The sequence below is a fragment of the Pseudomonas sp. PGPPP4 genome (assembly GCF_002256045.1).
Lineage (GTDB): Bacteria > Pseudomonadota > Gammaproteobacteria > Pseudomonadales > Pseudomonadaceae > Chryseomonas > Chryseomonas oryzihabitans.
This window is the reverse complement of the sequence record NZ_NKID01000002.1, coordinates 413,623-435,165: the sequence shown is the minus strand read 5'-3', so window position 1 is coordinate 435,165 and position 21,543 is coordinate 413,623. Positions and strand designations below refer to the sequence as shown.

Genomic DNA, 21,543 nt, shown 5'->3' with positions numbered 1-21,543 from the left:
CGGTCGTACCGCTACCGGTTAACTCACTGGGTGCGCGTCACCCGCCAGACGGTGTTGGCCAGGTCGTCGGCGATGAGGACGCCACCGCGCTGATCCACTGCCACCCCGACCGGGCGGCCGCGGGTCTTGCCGTCGTCGCCAAAGAACCCGGTAGCGAAGTCGATGGGCTCGCCGGCCGGACGGCCCTGCTGGAAGGGCACGAAGACCACGCGGTAGCCCACCGGCTTGTCGCGGTTCCAGCTGCCATGCTCGCCGACGAAGACGCCATCGGTGAATTGCCCACCCACCGCCGCGGTGGAAAAGGTCACCCCCAGGGCGGCAACGTGGGAGCCCAGGCTGTAGTCGGGCTTGATGGCGGCGGCCACCTTGGCCGGATCCTGCGGCTGGGCGCGGGTGTCGACGTTCTGCCCCCAGTAGCTGTAGGGCCAGCCATAGAAGCCGCCTTCGCGGATGGAGGTCAGGTAGTCCGGCACCAGGTCCGGGCCGATCTCGTCGCGCTCGTTGGCCACCGCCCAGAGCTGGCCGCTGTCGGGCTGTATGGCCAGGGCGGTGGGATTGCGCACCCCGGTGGCATAGTTCTTGTGCGCACCGCTCTGGGCATCGATCTGCCAGATCACCGCACGATCCACCTCGACGTCCATGCCGCGCTCGCCAACGTTGCTGTTGGAGCCGATCCCCACATAGAGGTAGCGACCATCGGCGCTGGCGACGAGTGACTTGGTCCAGTGGTGATTGATCGCCGCCGGCAGCTCGACCAGCTTGTCCGGCGCGCCGCTGGCCTGGGTCTGGCCGTCCTGATAGGGGAAGCTGACCAGGGCGTCCTGGTTGGCCACGTAGATCCGGCCGTTGGCGAAGGCCAGGCCATAGGGCGCGTTGAGATTCTCGGCGAACACCGTCTTGAGTTCGTACTTGCCGTCGCCATCGGCGTCGCGCAGCAGGGTCAGGCGATTGCCGCCCTTCACCTGGGTGTTGCCCTGGGCCTTGATGTAGCCGGCGATGACGTCCTTGGGCTTGAGCTTGGGCGCATTGCCGCCGCGGCCCTCGGCCACCAGGATGTCGCCATTGGGCAGCACCAGCATCTGCCGCGGAATGCGCAGATCGGTGGCGATGGCGGTGATGGTGTAGCCCTGGGGCACCGTGGGGACGCGATCACCCCAGGGCGCCGGCTGGGCGATCTTCATGCTCGGCAGCAGGCCGCGCTGGGGTTCGGGCAGCTTGGGATCGGGACCGCGGGCCTGGGTGTCGGCGCCACCCTCGTTGCCGCAGGCGGCCAGCAGCACGGCCAGACCCAGGACGCTCAAGGCTCTTGGAGTGCTCATCGGACAACCTCCGAACGCAGATTGGAGAGCGCGATCCAGGCCGCCACCAGGCTCAGCACCGAGACCACCACCGAGAGGATCAGCCCGGCGGGCATCACCGCCCAGGCGTCCTTGGCGTGTTCGAAGGCATTGACCAGCCCCAGCACCCAGGCCAGCAGCAGCAGGAGGAAATAGGCCGCCGGCCGGCGCCCGCGGAAGCGCGCGCCGAACAGATTGCCGAGGGCGAACAGCAGGGCCAGCCCGGACAGCAACAGCGCGCCGGCGATCAGCCAGGCGGCGAAGTTGGCCCACTGGATCTGCATCGTCTGGTAGTAGGCGATGTCGCTGAGCAGGCCGCCGATGAACAGCGGGACGGAGCCGGCCAGCAGCAGCGCGTGCAGCGGGCCGGGCCGGACAGGGTGGTAATGGTGGGCAGCTACGGTCACTGACGACTCCTTTTCATGACGGGACGTGGCAGGGCCGGGCAGCCACTGCGCAGCGCGAGACGCACTGAAAAGGATTGCGCGCGCCCAGGGTTAGTTCAGCCGTTTCGCCTGGCGGACACCTCTTGCAAAAGAAGAGATAATGACAGTCCCATTGCAGCCACGGCCTCTGCCTGGCGCCTGTAGGGCCGGGCCGTCACTGCAATCCGTTGTCCAGCCGCCGACCGACGGGCTGGACGTCACTTCGTCCATAGGAATCTCTTGCGCATGACCTCCTCCCGGTCCGTCGACCAGGCCTCCCGGCGCGCGGCCATCGTCCTGGCCTGCTGCCTGCCCAGCGACGTGCTGCTCTATCTCGTCCTGCCCATGTACGCCCCGGTCTTTGGCATCAGCCTGATCGAGGCCGGCATCCTGCTGGCCGCCAACCGGGTGATCCGCATCGTCGGCTATGGCTATGTGGTGCAACTCTATGCCCGCTTTGGCGATCGCCGCAGTCTTGTCGTGGCCTCCGCAGTGGCCGCCCTCTGTGCCCTGGGCAACGCCCATCTCTCCGGCTTCTGGGCCCTGCTGGGGCTGCGTCTGGCCTGGGGCCTGAGCTTCGCCACCTTCAACCTGTCCACCCAGGTGCTGGCTACCGCCGACCCGGCCGGTGCCGCCCGGCGCACCGGTACTTCCCGGTCGCTGATCGCCATCGGCCCCATGCTGGCGCTCTCCGTAGGCGCCTGGCTGACCCTGCAGTACGGACCGCGCGCGGTGCTGCTGCTGAGCAGCGGGCTTTGCCTTATCGGCCTGCTGCTGGCCCTCGGCCTGCCCCGCGCCGGGCACGAATTGCCGGCGCCCGGACGCCGCCTGCGCTGGCCGGATCGCATCGTCACCTGGTCCTTCATCGAAGGGGTGACCCTGGACGGCCTGTTCATCTTTGGCCTGTCGGCCTTTTCCCAGGCGGTACTCGGAGGCAATGCGGTGCTGGTCGCCGGACTGCTGATGGCGCTGCGCTATCTGTCCGACATGCTGCTCAGCCCGCTCGGCGGCCGAGCGGCGGATCGCTATGGCGCGGCGCCCATGCTGGTGGTCTGCTCGACGCTGACGGCCCTGTCGCTGATCGCCTTCGGCTTTCACTGGCTGATCCTCGGCGCGGGCGGGGTGCTGATCCTGCGCGCCCTGCAGATCCCCCTGGTGGTGACCCTGGTCGCCACACGCCATCCCGGTCAGGCCCGGCTGCCGGCGCTGGCCTCCAACGCTATGTGGCGCGACGTGGGTGCCAGCGTCGGCCCGCTGCTGGCCGGAGTGCTCATTCCGCTGGTGCCTTCGACCCTGCTGTATCCGCTGTCCGGCCTGGCGATCCTGGCCAGCTCCCTGGCCTGCCTGAGATTGAAGCCGGCGAGCGAATGAGGCCGCCAGCCCTGGCACCGCTTCCGTGCGGAGGGGTGCCAGGGCTGGCCGTGGGCTACTTGCCTTTGGCCTGTAGCACCGGCTCGCTGACGCCCTTGACGCCGACCAGGGTCAGGCTGGTCAGCAGCACGTTCTGCGGGCCCTGGTAGGCGTCCACCGGCTTGTACCATTCCGCCAGCGAGTGGGCACTGCCGCCCTCCCCGCCACCGCTGATGGTCATGGCCGGAATGCCCAGCGACATGGCGGTGTTGGAGTCGGTGCTGCCGCCACTGAGGGTGACCTTGGCGCCGCCGGTGACCGCCGCGATGGCGCGCTGCGCCGTCTGCACCATGGGCGAATCCTCCGGAGTGCCCCCGGCCGGACGATCGCCGATCAGCTTGATGTCCACCGAGATCTGGTCGGTCTCCCAGCGCTGGTTCTCTTCCTTCACCGCGTCCTGCACCAGGGCCAGGATCTCCTTCTCTTCGGCCAGCAGCGCGGTCTCTTCGTTGGATCTCATGTCCAGGGTCAGGCGCGCCTCGCCGGCGATGGCGTTGACCGAGGTGCCGCCCTGCACCGTGCCCACGGTGAAGGTGGTCTTGGGCTCCTTGGGCGGACGGACCTCGGCGATCTTGGCGATGGCGCGACCCATGGCGTGGATGGCGCTGGGTCGGCCGAATTCGGCGAAGCTGTGGCCACCCGGTCCCTTGAAGGTCATCTCGTATCTGTGGCTGCCGGTACCGCGATTGACGATGCGGCGCACGTCGATGCCGTCCACCGAGATGAAGCCGTCGATGCCCTGGCGATCCTTGAACAGCGCCTTCACCCCGCGCAGGTTGCCCAGCTCTTCCTCGCCCACGGTGCCGACGAAGACCAGATCGCCCACGGTCTCGATGCCGCTCTTGTTCAGGGCATCGATCACCGACAGCAGCGCCGCCAGGCCCCGGGCGTCATCGCCGATCCCGGGGCCGTAAGTCTTGCCGTCCTTTTCCTTGAGGGTCAGGTCGGTGCCCTCGGGAAACACCGTGTCCAGGTGCGCCGACACCACCAGCTGCGGACCCTGGCCAGTGCCCTTGCGGGTGGCGATCACATAGCCTTCCGGGGCGATGCTGGCGTCCTTGAGACCCAGCTCCTGGAAGCGCTTGAGGTAATACTCGGCGCGCACCTTTTCCTTGAACGGCGGCGCGGGAATCTGGGCGATGTGCTTCTGTTCCGTGAAGGTGCGGCCATCGTCGGCGCGTAGCGCTTCCAGGGCCTTGGCGACCCGGGCATCGCCCTGGACGGCGGACAGGGAACCCTCGCCCCCCGGCGCGGCAGCCAGGGGCAGCGCGAGGGTGGCGGTCGCAGCGGTGAGCACTAGAGCGGAAAAGCGGTTGGCCAAGGCCGAACGAGCAAAAGACATCTGACACTCCCATTGCCTGAATTGGTATTCCGATCGAGCGAAATCGTAAGACGAATGCGCTCTACCTGACCCTAGGTGCCTGCGAAGGAAAGGTCAAAGAACCGGGCGCTCTCGGATATGTGTCGTCGTTCAGGGTGCCGGCGCGACTCAGGCGTCCAGCAATCTGCGCCCCTCGTCCGCCAGTCGCCGCAGCCTGGGGCAGATCTCGGTGCCGCGCTCGGCCATGGCGGCCGACCAGCCCTCCAGGGTGCTGACGATGCGCGCCAGCCCGCAGTCATCGGCGTAGTACAGTAGGCCGCCGCGATAGCGCGGAAAGCCGTAGCCGTGCAGCCAGATCAGATCGATGTCCACTGCCTGCTCGACGATGCCCTCCTCCAGCAGCCAGGCCGCCTCGTTGATCATCACGAACAGGCAGCGTTCGAGGATCTCCGTATCACTGTGGCTGCGTGGGGCGATGCCCCGGCGTTGACGGTGGGCGGCGAGCAATTCCGCTACCCCCGGATCCGCCTGCCCTTGGCGTTGACCTGGCTCATACCGGTAATAGCCGGCGCCGGACTTCTGCCCGAGCCGGCCGGCGGCGTGCAGTTGCTCGATGAGGTCACAGGCCCGCTCGGCAGGGCTGAGGGATTCACCCCGCCCCTGGCGATTGCGCCAGGCGATGTCGATGCCCGCCAGGTCACGCAGTTCGAAGGGGCCCATGGGAAAGCCGAAGTCACGCAGTACCCGGTCGACCTGTTCCGGGGCAGCGCCCTCCTCCACCAGCAGGGTCGCCTCGCGCTCGCGCACCGCCAGCAGGCGATTGCCGACGAAGCCATGGCAGTTGCCCACCGCCACCGTGGTCTTGCCCAGGCGCTCGCCCAGTTGCACGGCAGCCGCCAGCACCGCCGGCGCGACCGTGCGGGTGCGGACCACCTCCAGCAGCCTCATCACTTGCGCCGGGCTGAAGAAGTGCATGCCGATCACCGCCTCGGGCCGCCCGGTCACCGCGGCGATGGCATCGATGTCGAGATAGGAGGTATTGGTGGCCAGGATGGCACCGGGCTTGGCCAGCCGATCGAGCTGGCGAAAGACCTCCTGCTTGACCGCCAGATCCTCGAACACCGCCTCGATGATCAGATCAGCATCTGCTACCGCGTCCAAGGTCGCTTCACAGCGGATCAGGGCGGCGCGGGCACCGGCCTGCTCCGCCGTGAGCCGCCCCTTGGCCAGGGCGCCGGAAAAATAGCTGTCGATCGTCGCCCGTCCGCGCTCCAGCGCCTGAGGCTGGGTATCGATCAGAACGGTCGGTATACCGGCATTGGCGAGGCAAAGGGCAATACCGCTACCCATCAGACCCGCACCGATGACCGCCACCTGCCGTAATTCCACGGGTGGCGCTGCCTTGGCCAGGGCCCGATTGCGCCCGGCCAGGGCACGTTCGGCAAAGAACACATGGCGCAGGGCGCGTGCCTGAGCGGACTCACGGAGCGCAACGAACAGCTCGCGCTCGCGCTGCAGCGCTTCGCTGAAGGACAGCTGCCAGGCACCCCGCAGGGCTTCCAACGCCTGCACCGGTGCTTCCTGCCCAGGTAGCTTGCGCAGCAGCGCACGGGCCTGGGCCTCGAACGCCTCAAGATCGAAAGGCGCCAGGTGACGTTCGGCGGTTGGCCTTACTGCAAGCCCCGGATGCTCAAACAAGAAGGCCTGAGCCAGCGCCAAGGGCTCACCCTGCCCCAGTCCATCGATCAGCCCGGCGGCGAGCGCTGCGCCGGCATCCAGGCGGGTACCGCCCACGATCATATCCAGTGCCAGCGGCGCGCCCACCAGCCGCGGCAGCCGCTGGGTGCCGCCCGCACCCGGTATCAGGCCCAGGCTGACTTCCGGCAAGGCGAAGGTGGTACCGGTCAACGCGATGCGGTGATGACAGGCCAACGCCAGCTCCAGGCCACCACCGAGAACCGTGCCGTGCAGTGCGGCGATTACTGGTTTGGGCGAAGCCTCGACTGCCGCCAGTACCTCGGGCAGATGGGGCTCCTGCAGCGGCAGGTCGAATTCGCGAATGTCGGCACCGGCGATGAAGGTCCGCCCGGCACAGGTGATCACCAGGGCCTGGATCCCGTTGTCCGCCAGGGCCTCCTGCAGCCGAGCCAGGAGCCCCGCGCGTACCTCGCGAGATAGGGCATTGACCGGGGGATTGTCCAGGGTGATGACGCCCAGGGCGTCGCTGCGGTGGAGGGTTACGGTCGTCATAGGGTCTCCCGAAAGGTCAAAGCAGCGACAGCGGATAGCTGGCGATGACGCGGACGTCATTGGCGTCGCGTGAGAAGTCGGAGCGGTAGGTGGCGCTGCGCAGACGTAGGTTGAGGCCCTTTAGCGAGCCACCCTGCAGCACGTATTGCAGCTCCACATCCAGTTCCCGTTCCCCGCCTGACTGGCCACCGCGCAGTTCTGCCTGGCTGCCACGCACGAAGCGCGTCATGAAGTTCAGGCCAGGAATGCCGAGCTGGCCCAGGTCGTAGTCGTAGCGCGCCTGCCAGGAGCGCTCATTGGTCTCGGCGAAGTCGCCCACCTGGACGAAGTTGACCAGATAGGGATCGGTGCCATTGATGTAGGGAAAGGCCGTTGAGCCCGACATCTTCTGATAGCCCAGGCCAAAGGAATGGCCGGCGCGCTTGTAGGTACCCAAGGCGCTGAAGGCGCGGTTGTCGATCCGCCCTCCGCGGGCGCGGCCCTCGTCGTCGCTGTCGAATAGCCGCACCTCGGTGAGGAAGGTGCCCCAGTCGCCTTTGCGCCGGTCGGTCAGGCCGAGAAAGCGCTGGCGATAGACGTCTTCCAGCACGGCGTACTGGGCGCTCACATCGGTGGTGGTGCCGAAGCGATAGAGTGCGCCGACGACGTTGAAGTCGCCCCCCTCCAGAGAACCGCTGAAGCGGCGATTCTTGTTGTTCAGCGAAAGGCCATCGGCGCCGGAGCTGTCGCGATAGACCGTGCGCTGGATATTGGCGCCAGTCAGGGTCAGGCCCTTGATTTCCTTGAATTCGAACTGGCTGCCCTCGAAGGTCTGGGGCAGCAGGCGGCCATTGTTGGTGACCAGGGTCGGCCAGCGTGGCAGCAAGGTGCCGACGCGCAATTCGCTCTTGGAGAGTCGCGCCTTGAGGGTCGCCCCGGCCTTGGCGTATTCGTCGGGTGCGCGGCCCTCGTCGTCGACCGGCAACAGACCGGTGCCGGTCCGACCGCGGCCCGAATCGAGCTTCAACCCCACCAGGCCCAGGGCATCCAGGCCAAAGCCGATGGGGCCCTGGGTAAAGCCGGACTCATACTTGAGGATGAAGCCCTGCCCCCACTCCTCCCGCTTTGACTGGCCACTGCCGTCGCGAAAGTCGCGATTCATGTAGAAGTTGCGCAGCTCCAGCGAGGCTTTGCTGTCGTCGAGGAAGCCTTCGGCATAGCTGAAGGGCGATAGCAGGGCAACACCCAACCCTGCCGCCAGGATCGGCTTGTCATGATACCTGTGCATAGGAGATCTCTACCGGGCCCTGGCCCTACCGGTGGCGTGCCAGGGCGATGGAAGGAAGCGCGGCTCAGCGCACCTGGGTCAGGTAGTCAGCGGCGGTGCCAGGGATCTGGCTGTCCTGAATACGGCCCAGGAAGGTGATGGCGCGCTGGACTTCTTCGTCGGTGAGATAGGGGGTCGCCGGGAAGGACTTGCGGTTGTTCTTCCAGGCGGCGGCGTAGACCTCGTCGTTGACCCCTTCGAAGCGGGTGCGTACCGCCTTGGCCGCTTCATCCGGATGCTGGTTGATCAGCTGGGTGGCGTCGCTCAGCGCAGCGAGGAAGGCCTTGACCGTGTCCGGGTGCTGTTGCGACCACTCGCGGCGAGCACTCAGGGCGATGGAGGGATAGCCGTCCAGAGCTTTCACCTGGCCCTCCGACATGTCCAGCAGGGTAAAGCCCTTCTGCTCGATCACCGCGCTGTCCGACGCCGGCGACGACAGCGCGAAGCCATCGATGCGGCCCTGGGCGAAGGCGGCCAGCATGGCGCCGCCGTTGTTCAGGTACAGCAGGGTGAAGTCCTTTTCCGACTGCAGCTTGGCTTCCTGGCCGAGGAAGCGCACCAGGAAGTCGGCGCTGCCGCCGGTGCCGCTGACCGCCAGGCGCAGGCCCTTGAAGGCGGCCAGGCGCTCCTCCACGGTGGAATTGGCGTTCAGCCCCAGGCGGTCGGCCACCTCTTGGCGGATCACCACGTTGCTGGCGTACTGGCCGACCATGCGCCCCAGCAGGGTCACGTCGGCGCCCTTCACCTTGGCGTTGATGGCGTTCTGGATGGCGCAGGAGCAGAACTCCACCGAGCGACTGACCAGGCCGGAGGCCGCGGCGCCGCCGCCCTTGAACTTGACCAGACTGACGTCCAGTCCGTGCTTCTTGAACAGCCCGGCATCCAGCGCCACGAACAGCGGCATGTGCACGAAGCCTTCGGTACCTATGGCCACCTTGACCGCTTCGTCGGCCTGCACGGCAGGGGTCGCGGCCAGCAGCGCGGCGCTCAGGCCGAGGGCGGAAAACAGACGCTTCAGGAACATGGTTGAGACCTCTCTTCTTGTTGTAATGAGTGGATACAGGGCGATCAGATCGAGAGTTCGCGGGCGTCCTGTTCCTTTTTCCAGGGCATCAGCGCGGTTTCCAGTTTGCGTACCGCGGCCTGTAGCAGCAGCGCCAGGAAGATGATCGCCAGCAACGCGGCGAACACTCCGGCGGTGTCCAGCTGGCCGGCGGCGTCCTGCAGCAGGTAGCCCAGGCCGCGGTTGGCCGCCATGATCTCGCCGACGATGGCGCCGATCAGCGCATAAGGCACCGACAGCTTGAGACCGGTGAACACCCACTGGATGGCCGAGGGCAGCACCACCTTGCCGATCAGGTGATGCTCCTTGGCACCCATCAGCCGCAGGATCTCCAGCTGCTCGCGCTCCACGGCGCGCACGCCGCTGTAGGTATTGAGGAACACCAGGAAGAACACGATGGTGGCGGTGAGGATGATCTTCATCTCGATGCCGATGCCGAACCACATGATGAACAACGGCGCCAGCGCCACCTTGGGCAGGCTGTAGATGGAGATGAGGATGGGGTCGAGCAGCTTGGCCAGGGTCTCGTTGCGACCCAGCAGCAGGCCGACGCTGATGCCGGCGCAGGCGCCGAAGAAGAAGCCGGCCAGGGTCTCGACGACGGTGATCCAGCCGTGGGCGAACAGCCGCCCGCTGGAGACCAGCTCGACGAAACGGCCGCCGATCTCGCTGGGCGAGCTGACGAAGAAAGGATCCACCAGCGGTCCCGAGGCGAACTGCCAGGACAGCAGGATGAAGGCGAAGATGGCGACGCGGCCGAGAAAGATGTTCATAGCAGTAATCTCCAGGGGTGGGCCGCTCAGGCGTCTTGGCTCGGGGTGATGAATTCCCACAGATCACCGCAGAGCTGGTGGTAGCGCGGGTCCTTGCGCAGCTGCAGGATGTTTCGGTCGTCACCCAGGGGGATGGTCACGTCGCGCACGATGGTGCCGGGACGGCCGGAGAAGATCAGGCAGCGATCGCCCAGGGCCACCGCCTCGTCGAGGTCGTGGGTGACGAACAGCACGGTCTTCTTCAGCTGCCGACTGAGCTTGAACAACTCGGTCTGCATGCGCATGCGCAACTGGGCGTCGAGCGCCGCGAAGGGCTCGTCCATCAGCAGGGTCTCGGGATCGTAGGCCAGCAGCCGGGCCAGGGCGGCGCGCTTGCGCATGCCACCGGAGAGTTGACTGGGATAGGCCTTCTCGTGGCCTTCCAGGCCGACCAGGGCCAGCAGGTCGCGGATGCGCGCCTGGCGCTCGGCTTTGCCCACGCCGCGAATCTCCAGCGGCACGGCGATGTTGCCGGCCACGTCGCGCCAGGGCAGCAGGTGATCGCTCTGGGTCATGTAGCCGGTGCGGCCATTGATGCCCTTGACCGGCTGGCCGCTGTAGAGCACCTGGCCTTCGGTGGGAGCGAACAGACCGGCTACCATGTTGAGCATGGTCGACTTGCCGCAGCCGGAGGGACCGACGATGGTCACCACCTGGCCCTGCTGGATGTCGACGTTGATGCTGTGGGAAGCCTGTTTCGCCACGCCCTTGACGGTAAACGCCTTGGCGACGTTGCGAAAGGAAATCACGGTGGGCGCCGGGGCGATGCTGCCGATCGGCTCGCGAGGGGTGGCGTTCTTCAGTACGGCGGACATGGCGTTACTCCCGGTTCGAGGACGTGGCGTCGGGTTCAGGACTCATGAACGACGCGACGGCGCCTGACGGTAGGAATGCACACCATGGGAGGTTGATCTGGAAGCTGTTCATAGTGACCTACTTATTGTTATGAGTCAGAAATGAAGCGTTCTTGGATTATGCAAGGGTGAGTCGGGGCGGCAATGGCGCTGTTCCACCCTGTGGAACAGCGTCTGCTCAGCTCAGAACGGTGAGGCCATCGAGGGCGACCACCCCCTGTCCTTGCGGCCTGACCAACAGCGGATTGATCTCGGCTTCCTGCAGCCGCTCGCCCAGGCGCTGGGCCATGTCGGAGAAGGCGACAATGCAGCGCGCGGCGGCCTCGACATCGGCCTTGGGACGGCCGCGAAAGCCATCCAGCAAGGGATAGGTGCGCAGCTCGGCCAGCATCGCCCGGGCGTCATCCAGGGTCACCGGCAGCAGGCGCAGGGTGGTGTCCTGGAACAGCTCGGCGGTCACCCCGCCCATACCCAGCAGCACGGCCGGACCCAGTTGCGGATCGCGGATGAAGCCAAGGATCAGCTCCTCTCCGCCGCTGACCATTTCCTGCACCAAGAAAGCTTCAGGATTGAAGCCGACCCGGGCGGTCACCTCGTCGCGCATCCGTTCCAGGCGTCCGCCGATGTCCGCGGGTCGCTGACGCAGGGCCACGCCACCCACCTCGCTCTTGTGCGGGATGCGGGCGGAAAGCACCTTGAGCACCACCTCCCCGCCCAGTTCGCGGGCGGCCACCTCGGCGTCGCGCGCGTTCGCCACTACCCGCTCACGGGTCACTGGAATGCCGAAGGTCTCGTACAATTGCTTGCTGCGCGCCTCGTCCAGCGGACCGGGTTGCAGGTCCGCCAGAGCCACCGGCTCGGCCGACGGGGCTGCACCAATCTGCCCCTGCTGCTGCCTTGCAAAGCTGCCTTGCAAGGCCAGCGCCTTGAGCGCGCCGGCGCAACTCTCGGGCGCACTGAAGGCCACTCCACCCGAGCCGTTGATGCGCTGCGCCGCTGCCGGCGCATGGGGACTGATATAGGCCAGCACCGGCTTCTGCGAACTGGCCAGGCTGTCGCGGATGGCATCGGCCATCAGGTGCGGCTGGGCCACGCCGGAGGAGCCCACTACGCTGATCACCGCATCGTAATCGGGACTGTCCAGCAGGATGCTGATGGCGCCGCGCATGACCTCGGGCTGCAGCCCTGCCAGGGTCAGGTCGATGGGGTTGCGGTCGAGCACCGCCTGGTCACCGACGTCCAGGGCACGCAACCGGGCAGCCGTCTCCGCGCCTGGCGGTGGAGTCTGGAAGCCGTTGACGCCGAGGTTATCGGCGATCAGGGTGCCAGCCCCTCCGGTGGAGGTGAGGATGGCCACCCGGGTGCCCTGCATGACTCGGCCGCTGGCCAGCGCGAAGGGAATATCCAGCAGGTCGGCGAAGGTCTCGGCGCGGATCACCCCGAGCTGGCGGAAATAGGCCGAATAGAGATCATCCGAGCCGGCCAGGGCGCCGGTATGGGAGGCGGCGGCGCTGGCGCCGGCTTCCGAACGACCGACCTTGAACACCACCACCGGTTTACCGGCAGCACGGGCGCGACCCACGGCGCGGGTGAATTTGGCAGTGTCGCGCAGGCCTTCAAGGTAGAGGGCGATCACTGCAGTGGCCGGATCGTCGGCCAGATGGTCGACGAAATCGGCGACGTCCAGATCCACCTCGTTGCTGGTGGAGATCAGTTTGGAAAAGCCGATGCCGGCCGCCACGCCGCGGGAGAGCAAGGCGCCGAGGATGCCACCGCTCTGGGACACCAGGGCTACCTTGCCCGGCAGCAGGGCGTCCATGTCCAGGGCGCCGCTGGCGGACAGGGTGATGCGCTCGCTGACATTGACCAGGCCGATGGTATTGGGACCGAGGATCCGCATGCTGCCGCGCGCCGCCTGCAACTCGGCCTGGCGGCGGATGCCGCTCTCCCCCGTTTCGCCATAGCCGCCCGCCAGCACGATGGCCGCGGCGCAGCCCAAGGCCGCCAGTTCGGCCACCGCCTGGTTGGCACGTTCGGCGCCGAGCAGGATGACCGCCACGTCCGGCACCTCGGGCAGTTCGGCGATGGAGGGATAGCAGCGCAGGCCATCGATGTCCTCGTAGCGCGGATTGACCGGATAGAGCCGGCCCTGGAAACCATGCTTGCGTAGGAAAGCAATGGGCCGGCCAGAGGTCTTGCGGGCATCGCCCGAGGCGCCGATGACGGCGACGCTGGCCGGACTGAGCAGACGGTCGAGAGCGCTCATCGTTGGCCACCCTTGCTCTTGCGCGCCAGGAAGGCGGCGACCGACTCCTGGTGTTCGCTGGAGGTGTAGCAGATGCCCTGAGCCTGGCTGCCCATAGCCGAAATCTGGCCCTGGGTCAGCTCGAAGGTGTTGTTGAGGATCGACTTGCTCAGGCCTAGCGCCGTGGCCGAACCGGCCGACAATTGCAGCGCCCAGTCCTGGGCCGCCGGGAGCAGATCGTCATGGGGTACTACCCGGTCGATCATGCTGATGCGCTCGGCTTCGCTCGGCGAGACGGTGCGACCGCTGAAGATCAGCTCCTTCGCCCGGCTCAGGCCGACCCGCCGTGGCAGGAAGTAGAGTCCGCCACCATCGGGGATGAGGCCGCGGGCGATGTAGCTCATGGCGAAGGATGCCTGCTCCGAGGCGATGATGAAGTCGCAGCTCAACGCCATGTCGCAGCCCAGGCCGGTCGCCGCACCGTTGACCGCGGCGAGGGTCGGCTTGGGCAGGTTGTGCAACAGCGACACGGCGTGGTGAACCCGTTGCTGGCGCTTCCAGCCGTTGAAGGCCACCGCGCCGGCCGGCGCACTCATGCGCGCCTGCATGCCTTTGATGTCGCCACCGGCGCAAAAGCCCTTGCCGGTACCGGTCAGGATCAGCGCCTTGATCTCGTTGTCGGCGGCGATACGCTCCAGGTGCTCGATCAGCAGGGTGCGCATATCGTCGCTGATGGCGTTGCGCGCCTCGGGACGGTTGAGCGTCAGGGTGGCGATGCCCTGCGTCACCGACAGCTCGATGTGGGTCGAGGATTCGGGGGTTGTCGTCATGGGGGCCTCTCTCTCTTATTCTTGGGTTGATTGGCTGCCCGGATCTGCGCCAGGCTTGAAATCAATCTGCGCGAGGAGACCTGTCATGACAACGGATGCATTCCACCAGGTGGAACACGCTGTCGCCGAGCCGAACGCCGCCGACCTCCCTGGTCAAGGCAAGGCGCCCGCCAATCGTTCGCTGGAGCGCGGCCTGGACGTGCTGCGTGCCTTTCGCCCGGGAACCGAATACCTCACCAATGGCGAACTCAGCGATCTCCTCGGCTTGCCCAAGTCCACCCTCAGCCGCCTGACCCAGACCCTGGTACGCACCGGCTTCCTTGACTACGACGGCGGCCGCAGCGCCTACCGCCTGGCCCCGACCTTTCTCGGCCTGGCCCATGCCATGTACCAGGGCAGCAGCCTTCTGCAGGCCGCTTCACCATTGATGATCAAGGTGGCGCGGGAACACCAGGTCAACGTCAGCCTGGCGGCGGCAGACCGCGACGAGATGATCTACCTGGAATCGATCCGCCTGAGTCAGCGCAAGACGCCGCGCAACGTCCTGGTCGGCCAGCGCCTGCCGATGGACATCACCTCCCTTGGCCGCGCCTCGCTTGCCGGCCTGGGCGAAGCCCAGCGCGAAACCCTGATCGCCACCCTTTGCGCGCGCCGCTGCGATGCTCGTCGCGTACAACTGGAACAGGAGATACGCACCGCCCTCGCCAGCGTGCACGGCAAGGGTTACTGCCTGGCCGCCTGGCAACCTGAAGTGGTAGCCATTGCGACGCCCCTGGGTCTACCCGGCTATCGCAGTCATGCCCTCAATATCAGCCTGGCCACGCCGCTATCGCTGGCGGAGATCGAGGAGTGCTACTCAGGTGTATTGATGGAGTTGGCAGCTGCGATCAAAGAAGCGCACAGAGCCTTACAGGCCTGATCTTCTCAATGGCCTAGCCAATGAGTGGCTTCTTTCCAAGCGCCAACAGTTACCAGCTCTTCCAGCGTCTCAAGCACGATCTTCTCCCAGCTCAGGGCCAGGCGACTGCTACGACGCTCCTTGAGCCGTGCCAGCGCCACTGTCGAGCGAATGCCAGGCCGCTCGATCTCGTGACCGACCAGCTCGCCGCGGTCGATGTCCTGCTGCACGGCGGCGTGGGCGAGGATCGAATAGCCCTGCCCCGCGGCGACCAGCTTCTTGGTCAGGCCGACGCTGTCCACTTCCAGGATTACGTTCAGGCGGACCGTGTTTTGCGCCGCCACCTGCTCAACCAGACGTCTATTGCTGTGTGGCAGCCCGGGCAGAATCAGTGGCACCTCGCCTAGCGCGGACAGCCGCTGCGAGCGACTGGCTTCGCCTGGCGGCCCTACCAGCACCATGCGTTCGCTGAACAGTGGCCGTACCTCGAAGGCCTCCAGTAGCGGCTGGTTGTAGACCACCGCTACCTCGATACGGCCCTGCAGCAGCCACTCTTGAAGCGAGGTACTCAGACCCTCCAGGGCATGCAGTGATGCCTTGGGCCAGCGCTGGCGAAATTTCTGAATCAGCTGGGGACCGACCAGCGAGCCGATCGCGGGCGGCAGGCCTACTGCCAGGTGGCCCCGCTCCTCCTCGGCACTGCTGCGCACATGGTCGGCGGTTTCCTCCAGATACCGCAGCATCACTTCGGCCCGCTCCACCAATCGCGCCCCAGCGGCAGTCAGCTCCACGCCCTTGCCATGGCGGATGAACAGCTCCACCCCCAGTTGTTCTTCAAGCTTGGCGATCTGTCGGCTGAGCGCCGGCTGAGCGACATAAAGTTCTCGCGCCGCGCGGCTGAAACCACCGCACTGGGCAACCTTGACGAAGGACCTAAGCTCGCGGATATCCATGGCAACCCCATGCTTTAAAAGCATAGCTTATGATGAAAATAAGGTTTTTGTCGGCTCATAGCGACTTATCTATGCTCGCATCAAATAGCTTGTAGGGGGAATTGGCTATCCCTACAAGCCAATCACAAGAACAACGACGCCCCCAGGGCTAGGACACGCCATGACTCTGTTGAAGAAATTGCACGTGCAGGTGCTGATCGCCCTGGTCGCTGCCATCATCATTGGCTTCGCCGCCCCAGGCTGGGCCGTGGCGATGAAACCTCTTGGCCAAGCCTTCATCGCACTCCTCAAGATGATGCTCGCGCCCATTGTCTTCGTGACCCTGGTCCACGGCCTCACCCATGTGCAGGACATGCGCAAGCTAGGTCGGCTGGGAGTGAAGTCGCTGGCCTATTTCGAAGTGGTCAGCACCGTCGCCATGTTGGTCGGTTTCGTGCTGGTCAATCTCGTGCAGCCCGGCGACGGCCTGCACGCCACCAACCTCACTGAATCCAGTGCCGCCATCAAGGCAACATCGAGCGCGGGCGAGATCTCGGTAACGAGCTATCTACTCAGCCTCATTCCCCATACCCTCGTCGATGCCTTCGCCAAGGGTGACATCATCCAGGTGCTGCTCATCTCGCTGCTGGCAGGCATAGCCATCAATCGCACCTGCGGCCCTGAGTCCATCGCGGTACGCGCCCTGGATGAAGCCCAGACCATCCTGTTCAAAATGCTTGGCTTCATCATGAAGCTTGCGCCGTTGGGGGCCTTCGGCGCCATGGCCGCCGCCATCGGCAGCTACGGTGGCGACACGTTGCTTTATCTGCTCAAGCTGATCGCCGTCTACTACGCGGCCTCCCTGTTCTTCGTCTTCGGTGTGCTGGGCAGCATCAGCTGGTCGATCGGTCTGCCGTTCATGGCCGTGCTGCGTCTGATCCGTGACGAAATCCTGCTGGTGTTCGGCACGGCGTCCGGCGAGGTGGCCTTCCCGCGCCTGATCGAGAAGCTCAAGCGCAGTGGCTGTAACGAGGTGGTGGTGGGCTTCGTGCTGCCGGCCGGTTACAGCTTCAACCTGGATGGCACCGCCATCTACATGGCTATCGCCGTCGGCTTCATCGCCCAGGCCACTGATACCCCCTTCTCGCTCTGGCAGCAGCTGGGTTTGCTCGCGGTCCTGAGCATCACCTCCAAGGGCGGCACCACCGTGGCGGGCGGCGCCTTCATCAAGCTGGCCGCTACCCTGCAGTCGGTACATGTTCTGCCGCTGAGCGGCCTGGGTCTGCTGTTCGGTATCGACCGCATCATGGCCACCGCCACCGCCTTGACCAATATCGTCGGCAACACCGTCGCCGTGTTTGCCATTGCACGCTGGGAGGGCAGCTTCGACAGCAATGCCTTCGTCCAGGCCACCGGCAAACAGCCCGGGCGCAGCCTGCTGCGCCCCTCCGCCGCGGCCATCCGAGAGGCCCGGACGGAAGCCAAGGCCGAAGCCGTCGATACCTCTTCCTCTTCCACCCTGCGTTCTTGACAGGACATCACCATGCATCGTCTCGACCCCGTCGACCCGCAGCACCTCAGCGCGGCGCAACAAGAGATCTACGACCGGATCGCCAGTGGTCCCCGTAAGGGTGTCCGCGGCCCTCTCGCCATCTGGCTGCACCGCCCCGAACTGGCAGCCTGTGCCCAGGCGCTTGGGCGCTACTGCCGCTACGACAGCTGCCTTGAGCCGCGGCTTTCTGAACTCGCCATCCTGTTGCTGGGCCGCCATTGGCTCGCTGAATACGAGTGGGCCGCACACAAACCCTTCGCCCTTGAGGCCGGGCTGGATCCCGCACTCATCGAGGCCATCCGGCTTGGCCGAGAACCCGATTTTCAGCGTCAAGACGAGCAGCTCGTTTACCGCTTCATCCGGGAGTTGCACGAGCAGCGTCAGGTCAGCGATGCCCTCTACCAAGCCTTTGTTGCCGAGCTGGGCAACGACGCGGCGGTCGACCTGGTCGGCATCGCCGGCTACTACACGCTGATTTCCATGACCATCAAGGTGTTCGAGGTTCCGCCACCCGCCGGTGTCGCCCCCGAATTGCCCGCCACCCTTGCCTGAGGAACCTTTTATGACCGACCAACTTCCCCGTAGTGACCGCCTCCAGGGCAAGGTCGCCATCGTCACCGGTGCCGGTTGCGTCGCCGCCGGCTGGGGCAACGGCCGCGCGGTGGCTACCCTGTTCGCCCTGGCCGGCGCCAAGGTGTTTGCCGTGGACCGCGACCTCGGCGCGCTCGAAGAAACCCTGGCGCGCATTCGCGAGGCCGGTGGCGAGGTGACCCCTCATGCCTGCGACGTGACTGACAGCGATGCCGTGGCGGCCATGGTGCAGGCCTGTCAAGCCACCTATGGCCAGGTCGACATCCTGGTCAACAACGTCGGCGGTTCGGCCGCCGGCGGCGCCGTCGCCCTGGCCGAGGAGCGCTTCGATGCCCAGATCGCCCTTAATCTCAAGAGCGTCTACCTGACCTGCAAGCACGCCCTGCCACTGATGGAAGCCCAGGGCAGCGGCGCCATCGTCAACACCGCCTCCACGTCGGGTATCCGCTGGACGGGCTCGGCCCAGGTCGCCTATGCCGCCAGCAAGGCCGGGGTGATCCAGCTGTCGCGGGTAACAGCCGTGGAGTACGCACCCAAGGGTATCCGGGTGAACACCGTGGTCCCCGGCCAGTTGCACACGCCCATGGTCGAAGCACGCCTGGCTGGCCAGCGTACTGGTGGTGACGTCAGCAAGCTGCTCGACACGCGCCTGGCGCGCATTCCCCTGGGCTTCATGGGCGACGGCCGCGATACCGCCTTCGCTGCGCTGTACCTGGCCAGCGACGAGGCGCGCTTCGTCACCGGGACCGAGATCGTCGTCGATGGCGGCATGACCGCGCGCTGCGACTAACGCATCCAGGGCGGCGCTGCTCGCCCTGATTTCTCCTTTTCTGCCCCGGAGCGCCCGATGGACGACGCCTACGTCACCCCTACGCGCCGTCGCTTCCTGAAGCAGGCAACCCTCGCCGCAGCCACCTTGGGGCTGGGCGCCGGCCCTCTCCTCAAGACCCATGGAGCCACCATGTATTCTTCGCCTGCCCTGACCGGTTCCTGGGACTGCCACACCCACATCTATGGTCCCTGGGCGCGCTTTCCCCTACCGGCAAACGCCGCTTACACCCCGGCACCGGCCCCCTTCAGCGAGCTGCTTGCCCTGCATCAACGCCTGGGCATCAGCCACGGCGTACTGGTCCAGGCAGCGCCCTATGGGACCGATCACAGCGCCATCCTCGCCGCCATTGCGCAAAGCGGTGGCCACTATCGCGGCGTTGGCCTGATCAACCAGGACACAAGCGATACGGAGCTGCAGGCACTGCATGACGGCGGTCTGCGAGGCATCCGCTTCAATCTGATGGGGCACCTGCCCGGCGCCCGCGACCCGCAGCAACTTCGCCGTCTGGCCGAACGCGTCGCCCCGTTGGGCTGGCACGTGCTCATCCATGGCGAACTACCAACCCTGCTGCCCTTCCTGGAACAGTGGCGCACCCTGCAGGTGCCGCTGGTGATCGATCACATGGCACGGCCCGACCTCACCCAGCCGCTGGATGAGCCAGCTTTCGCCGCGCTGCGCAAGGAGCTGCAGCGCCCTGATCGCTGGATCAAGCTGTCCGGCATCGATCGCGCCATGCAAGGCCAACCCGGTCCCTGGCCCCACGCCTTAGATCGCGTTCGGCAACTCCTCGAATGCGCACCGGAACGGGCCCTCTGGGGTAGCGATTGGCCGCACCCAAACATCAAGGGACCCGTCCCTGATGATCGCCAGCTGTTGGATTTTGTCCTGCAGGTCTGCGACAGCCGCGCCTTGCAACAGGCCGTACTGGTCGACAATCCCAGCCGGCTTTACGGCTAGACGCCCTGCTCACCCAAGGAGAGCCTATGGACGCTTTCGAATGGCAACCGAGTCGTCGAGTGCCCGATCCGGCCGTACGCGAACTGGATCCACGCTTTGCCCATTACCGCCTCGCCCATGCCAAGGTGGAGCGCTTGGCGACCGGACTGCGCTGGGCAGAAGGTCCGGTCTGGTTCGGCGATGGCCGTTACCTGCTGTTCACCGATCTGCCCAATGACCGGATCCTGCGCTGGGACGAAGCCACCGAGACCCTCGGCGTCTATCGCCAGCCCGCCCACCAGGCCAACGGCCTGACCCGTGATCGTCAGGGTCGGCTTCTGGCCTGCGAGCATGGTGGCCGCCGCATCACCCGGACCGAATACGACGGCAGCCTGACGGTGCTGGCTGACAGCTTCGCTGGAAAGCCGCTCAACTCGCCCAATGACATCGTGGTCAAGAGCGACGACAGCATCTGGTTCACCGATCCACCGTTCGGTCTGGTCAGCGACTACATGGGTCGCCAGGGCACGGCGGAGTTACCCGCCAATCTGTATCGCCTGGATCCGGACGGCCAGCTGCACTGCGTCGCCGAAGACCTCGAAGGCCCCAATGGCCTGGCCTTCTCGCCGGATGACCGCACCCTCTACCTGGTGGAGTCTCGCGCACGTCCGCGTCGGATCGTGGCCTATGACGTCGATGACCAGAACCATCTGACCGGTCGGCGCGAACTCATCGATGCCGGCAGTGGGCTACCCGACGGCCTACGCGTGGACGTGGACGGCAATCTCTGGTGTGGCTGGGGCGCTGCCGAGCCAGGACTGGATGGTGTCCGTGTCTTTGCTCCGGACGGCACCGCCATTGGCCACATCGACCTACCCGAACGCTGCGCCAACCTCTGCTTTGGTGGCCCCCGTCGCAACCGGCTGCTGATGGCGTCTACCACCTCGCTGTATGCCCTGTTCGTCAATACCCGCGGCCTGTAGCGGCCGCGTCTGCCTGGAAGCCACCATGAAAAAAACAAGATCCGCTTCGCTCCTCGTAACCACCGGCCTGGCCGGCTTGGTCAGCCTTGCCCCCGCTGTCGACGCGGCCGAACTCAAGATCATCGCCAGCGGCGCGCTCAAAGGCGCCATGGCGCAGTTGCAGCCGGCCTATGAGAAGGCCACGGGCAACACCCTCATCATCTCCTGGGGCCCTTCGATGGGTACCTCACCGGAATCCATTCCTGAACGCATCAAGCACCAGGAGCCGATGGACCTGGCCATCATGGCCGACGAGACCCTCGCCCTGCTCGGCTCCACGGGCGTTTTCGACATGGCGAGTCGTCGCGAGATCGCCGAATCCCGTATTGGCGTAGGCGTGCCCAAAGGCCATGCTCACCCTGATGTGAGCACGGTGGCGGCATTGCGTACGGCGCTCTTGCAGGCGCCGCGAATCGCCTATTCCCAGGGCGCCAGCGGCGTCTTCGTACGAAACGAGCTGTTCCAGCGCCTGGGCATCAGCGAGCAGGTCAAGGGCAAGACGATCGAGATCCAGGGTAAGGAGCTGGTGGGTACCGCGCTGGCCCGCGGTGACGCCGACATCGGCATGCAGCAGGTCAGCGAGCTCAAGGTTACCCCCGGTGTCGACTACCTCGGCCCATTGCCGGAAGAGGTGCAGAAGATCAGCCGCTTCTGCGCTGCAGTGGCCAGCAACACTCCCCACACTCAGGTCGCCAGCGAATTCGTGACCTTCCTGGGCAGTCCCGCCGCTCGGCACTTGCTGGTAGAGAGCGGCCTCGAACCTATCGCTGGAGCGCACCCATGAAGATCCCCGCCATCCTGCTGCTGGCAGGCTCGCTGACACTGGCCAGTGCCCTGGCCTATGCGGCACCGGTAACGCCGCCTCTGACCCCAGACGCTGGTAAAGCACGACAACGTTCAGATCGAAGTCAATGCCCAGGGTAAAGG

At 66.0% G+C, this 21,543-nt stretch carries 19 protein-coding genes; 8 read left to right on the top strand and 11 right to left on the bottom strand.

Translation table 11 applies throughout. From position 1 onward, the window contains the following. Positions 1–23: 23 nt before the first annotated feature. Both CFE50_RS04860 and CFE50_RS04855 read right to left on the bottom strand, forming a co-directional pair. Positions 24–1,319, bottom strand: a complete 1,296-nt coding sequence (locus CFE50_RS04860) for a PQQ-dependent sugar dehydrogenase (protein ID WP_286731704.1) — start codon at positions 1,317–1,319, stop codon at positions 24–26. Then, entirely contained in the window at positions 1,316–1,744 is a 429-nt protein-coding gene (locus CFE50_RS04855) for a DUF2231 domain-containing protein (protein WP_158894380.1), read from the bottom strand. Before CFE50_RS04855 ends, CFE50_RS04860 begins: the two co-directional genes overlap by 4 nt. Before the next feature lie 264 nt (positions 1,745–2,008). On the opposite strand from CFE50_RS04855, the gene CFE50_RS04850 reads away from it, so the two are divergent. Further along, positions 2,009–3,133, top strand: coding sequence for an MFS transporter (locus CFE50_RS04850; protein ID WP_241809499.1), 1,125 nt, complete (start codon positions 2,009–2,011; stop codon positions 3,131–3,133). 55 nt (positions 3,134–3,188) lie between these two features. Here CFE50_RS04850 and CFE50_RS04845 read toward each other — a convergent pair whose 3' ends face one another. The 8 genes from CFE50_RS04845 to CFE50_RS04810 all read right to left on the bottom strand — a co-directional run bounded on the left by CFE50_RS04845 (position 3,189) and on the right by CFE50_RS04810 (position 13,853). Further along, the gene (locus CFE50_RS04845) at positions 3,189–4,514 is read right to left on the bottom strand and encodes a M20/M25/M40 family metallo-hydrolase (RefSeq protein WP_286731699.1); all 1,326 of its coding nucleotides are present in this window, start codon (positions 4,512–4,514) and stop codon (positions 3,189–3,191) included. 147 nt (positions 4,515–4,661) lie between these two features. Then, entirely contained in the window at positions 4,662–6,743 is a 2,082-nt protein-coding gene (locus CFE50_RS04840; protein WP_286731696.1) for a 3-hydroxyacyl-CoA dehydrogenase NAD-binding domain-containing protein, read from the bottom strand. A 16-nt stretch (positions 6,744–6,759) separates the two neighbouring features. Next, positions 6,760–8,010, bottom strand: coding sequence for an OprD family porin (locus tag CFE50_RS04835; RefSeq protein ID WP_286731694.1), 1,251 nt, complete (start codon positions 8,008–8,010; stop codon positions 6,760–6,762). A gap of 64 nt (positions 8,011–8,074) precedes the next feature. Further along, a complete protein-coding gene (locus CFE50_RS04830; RefSeq protein WP_241809508.1) occupies positions 8,075–9,073 on the bottom strand; it encodes an ABC transporter substrate-binding protein in 999 nt (332 codons plus the stop codon). 44 nt (positions 9,074–9,117) lie between these two features. Further along, positions 9,118–9,885: an ABC transporter permease gene (locus tag CFE50_RS04825; protein ID WP_241809509.1), complete on the bottom strand. Its 768-nt coding sequence runs from the start codon at positions 9,883–9,885 to the stop codon at positions 9,118–9,120. A 26-nt stretch (positions 9,886–9,911) separates the two neighbouring features. Continuing rightward, entirely contained in the window at positions 9,912–10,739 is an 828-nt protein-coding gene (locus CFE50_RS04820; RefSeq protein WP_286731691.1) for an ABC transporter ATP-binding protein, read from the bottom strand. Positions 10,740–10,956: 217 nt separating this feature from the next. After that, positions 10,957–13,044, bottom strand: a complete 2,088-nt coding sequence (locus CFE50_RS04815) for an acetate--CoA ligase family protein (RefSeq protein ID WP_286731687.1) — start codon at positions 13,042–13,044, stop codon at positions 10,957–10,959. Then, the gene (locus CFE50_RS04810) at positions 13,041–13,853 is read right to left on the bottom strand and encodes an enoyl-CoA hydratase/isomerase family protein (protein ID WP_241809513.1); all 813 of its coding nucleotides are present in this window, start codon (positions 13,851–13,853) and stop codon (positions 13,041–13,043) included. Before CFE50_RS04810 ends, CFE50_RS04815 begins: the two co-directional genes overlap by 4 nt. Before the next feature lie 85 nt (positions 13,854–13,938). On the opposite strand from CFE50_RS04810, the gene CFE50_RS04805 reads away from it, so the two are divergent. Continuing rightward, a complete protein-coding gene (locus CFE50_RS04805; RefSeq protein ID WP_286731683.1) occupies positions 13,939–14,772 on the top strand; it encodes an IclR family transcriptional regulator in 834 nt (277 codons plus the stop codon). A gap of 5 nt (positions 14,773–14,777) precedes the next feature. On the opposite strand, the gene CFE50_RS04800 is transcribed toward CFE50_RS04805, so the two are convergent. Then, positions 14,778–15,704, bottom strand: a complete 927-nt coding sequence (locus tag CFE50_RS04800) for a LysR family transcriptional regulator (RefSeq protein WP_241809516.1) — start codon at positions 15,702–15,704, stop codon at positions 14,778–14,780. A 160-nt stretch (positions 15,705–15,864) separates the two neighbouring features. Between CFE50_RS04800 and CFE50_RS04795 the strand changes: the two genes are divergently transcribed. The 6 genes from CFE50_RS04795 to CFE50_RS04770 are packed head-to-tail and all read left to right on the top strand — an operon-like array spanning position 15,865 to position 21,400. Then, entirely contained in the window at positions 15,865–17,214 is a 1,350-nt protein-coding gene (locus tag CFE50_RS04795; RefSeq protein ID WP_286731680.1) for a cation:dicarboxylate symporter family transporter, read from the top strand. 12 nt (positions 17,215–17,226) lie between these two features. Then, positions 17,227–17,787 carry a carboxymuconolactone decarboxylase family protein gene (locus CFE50_RS04790; protein WP_286731679.1) on the top strand — a complete coding sequence of 187 codons (561 nt, stop codon included), beginning with the start codon at positions 17,227–17,229 and terminating at the stop codon, positions 17,785–17,787. A gap of 10 nt (positions 17,788–17,797) precedes the next feature. Next, entirely contained in the window at positions 17,798–18,616 is an 819-nt protein-coding gene (locus CFE50_RS04785) for an SDR family NAD(P)-dependent oxidoreductase (RefSeq protein ID WP_286731676.1), read from the top strand. A gap of 57 nt (positions 18,617–18,673) precedes the next feature. Then, entirely contained in the window at positions 18,674–19,615 is a 942-nt protein-coding gene (locus CFE50_RS04780; protein ID WP_241809522.1) for an amidohydrolase family protein, read from the top strand. Between the two features lie 26 nt (positions 19,616–19,641). After that, positions 19,642–20,577 (top strand): SMP-30/gluconolactonase/LRE family protein, encoded by a 936-nt coding sequence (locus tag CFE50_RS04775; RefSeq protein WP_241809524.1) that lies wholly within the window; start codon positions 19,642–19,644, stop codon positions 20,575–20,577. 25 nt (positions 20,578–20,602) lie between these two features. Next, positions 20,603–21,400, top strand: a complete 798-nt coding sequence (locus tag CFE50_RS04770; RefSeq protein ID WP_286731670.1) for a substrate-binding domain-containing protein — start codon at positions 20,603–20,605, stop codon at positions 21,398–21,400. The last annotated feature ends 143 nt before the right edge of the window (positions 21,401–21,543 follow it).

Excerpts from the sequence above, each read along its gene's own strand:
- CFE50_RS04860 (WP_286731704.1), bottom strand. The coding sequence starts at position 1,319 with ATGAGCACTCCAAGAGCCTTGAGCGTCCTGGGTCTGGCCGTGCTGCTG.
- CFE50_RS04850 (WP_241809499.1), top strand. The coding sequence starts at position 2,009 with ATGACCTCCTCCCGGTCCGTCGACCAGGCCTCCCGGCGCGCGGCCATC.
- CFE50_RS04845 (WP_286731699.1), bottom strand. The coding sequence starts at position 4,514 with ATGTCTTTTGCTCGTTCGGCCTTGGCCAACCGCTTTTCCGCTCTAGTG.
- CFE50_RS04840 (WP_286731696.1), bottom strand. The coding sequence starts at position 6,743 with ATGACGACCGTAACCCTCCACCGCAGCGACGCCCTGGGCGTCATCACC.
- CFE50_RS04835 (WP_286731694.1), bottom strand. The coding sequence starts at position 8,010 with ATGCACAGGTATCATGACAAGCCGATCCTGGCGGCAGGGTTGGGTGTT.
- CFE50_RS04830 (WP_241809508.1), bottom strand. The coding sequence starts at position 9,073 with ATGTTCCTGAAGCGTCTGTTTTCCGCCCTCGGCCTGAGCGCCGCGCTG.
- CFE50_RS04825 (WP_241809509.1), bottom strand. The coding sequence starts at position 9,885 with ATGAACATCTTTCTCGGCCGCGTCGCCATCTTCGCCTTCATCCTGCTG.
- CFE50_RS04820 (WP_286731691.1), bottom strand. The coding sequence starts at position 10,739 with ATGTCCGCCGTACTGAAGAACGCCACCCCTCGCGAGCCGATCGGCAGC.
- CFE50_RS04815 (WP_286731687.1), bottom strand. The coding sequence starts at position 13,044 with ATGAGCGCTCTCGACCGTCTGCTCAGTCCGGCCAGCGTCGCCGTCATC.
- CFE50_RS04810 (WP_241809513.1), bottom strand. The coding sequence starts at position 13,853 with ATGACGACAACCCCCGAATCCTCGACCCACATCGAGCTGTCGGTGACG.
- CFE50_RS04805 (WP_286731683.1), top strand. The coding sequence starts at position 13,939 with ATGACAACGGATGCATTCCACCAGGTGGAACACGCTGTCGCCGAGCCG.
- CFE50_RS04800 (WP_241809516.1), bottom strand. The coding sequence starts at position 15,704 with ATGGATATCCGCGAGCTTAGGTCCTTCGTCAAGGTTGCCCAGTGCGGT.
- CFE50_RS04795 (WP_286731680.1), top strand. The coding sequence starts at position 15,865 with ATGACTCTGTTGAAGAAATTGCACGTGCAGGTGCTGATCGCCCTGGTC.
- CFE50_RS04790 (WP_286731679.1), top strand. The coding sequence starts at position 17,227 with ATGCATCGTCTCGACCCCGTCGACCCGCAGCACCTCAGCGCGGCGCAA.
- CFE50_RS04785 (WP_286731676.1), top strand. The coding sequence starts at position 17,798 with ATGACCGACCAACTTCCCCGTAGTGACCGCCTCCAGGGCAAGGTCGCC.
- CFE50_RS04780 (WP_241809522.1), top strand. The coding sequence starts at position 18,674 with ATGGACGACGCCTACGTCACCCCTACGCGCCGTCGCTTCCTGAAGCAG.
- CFE50_RS04775 (WP_241809524.1), top strand. The coding sequence starts at position 19,642 with ATGGACGCTTTCGAATGGCAACCGAGTCGTCGAGTGCCCGATCCGGCC.
- CFE50_RS04770 (WP_286731670.1), top strand. The coding sequence starts at position 20,603 with ATGAAAAAAACAAGATCCGCTTCGCTCCTCGTAACCACCGGCCTGGCC.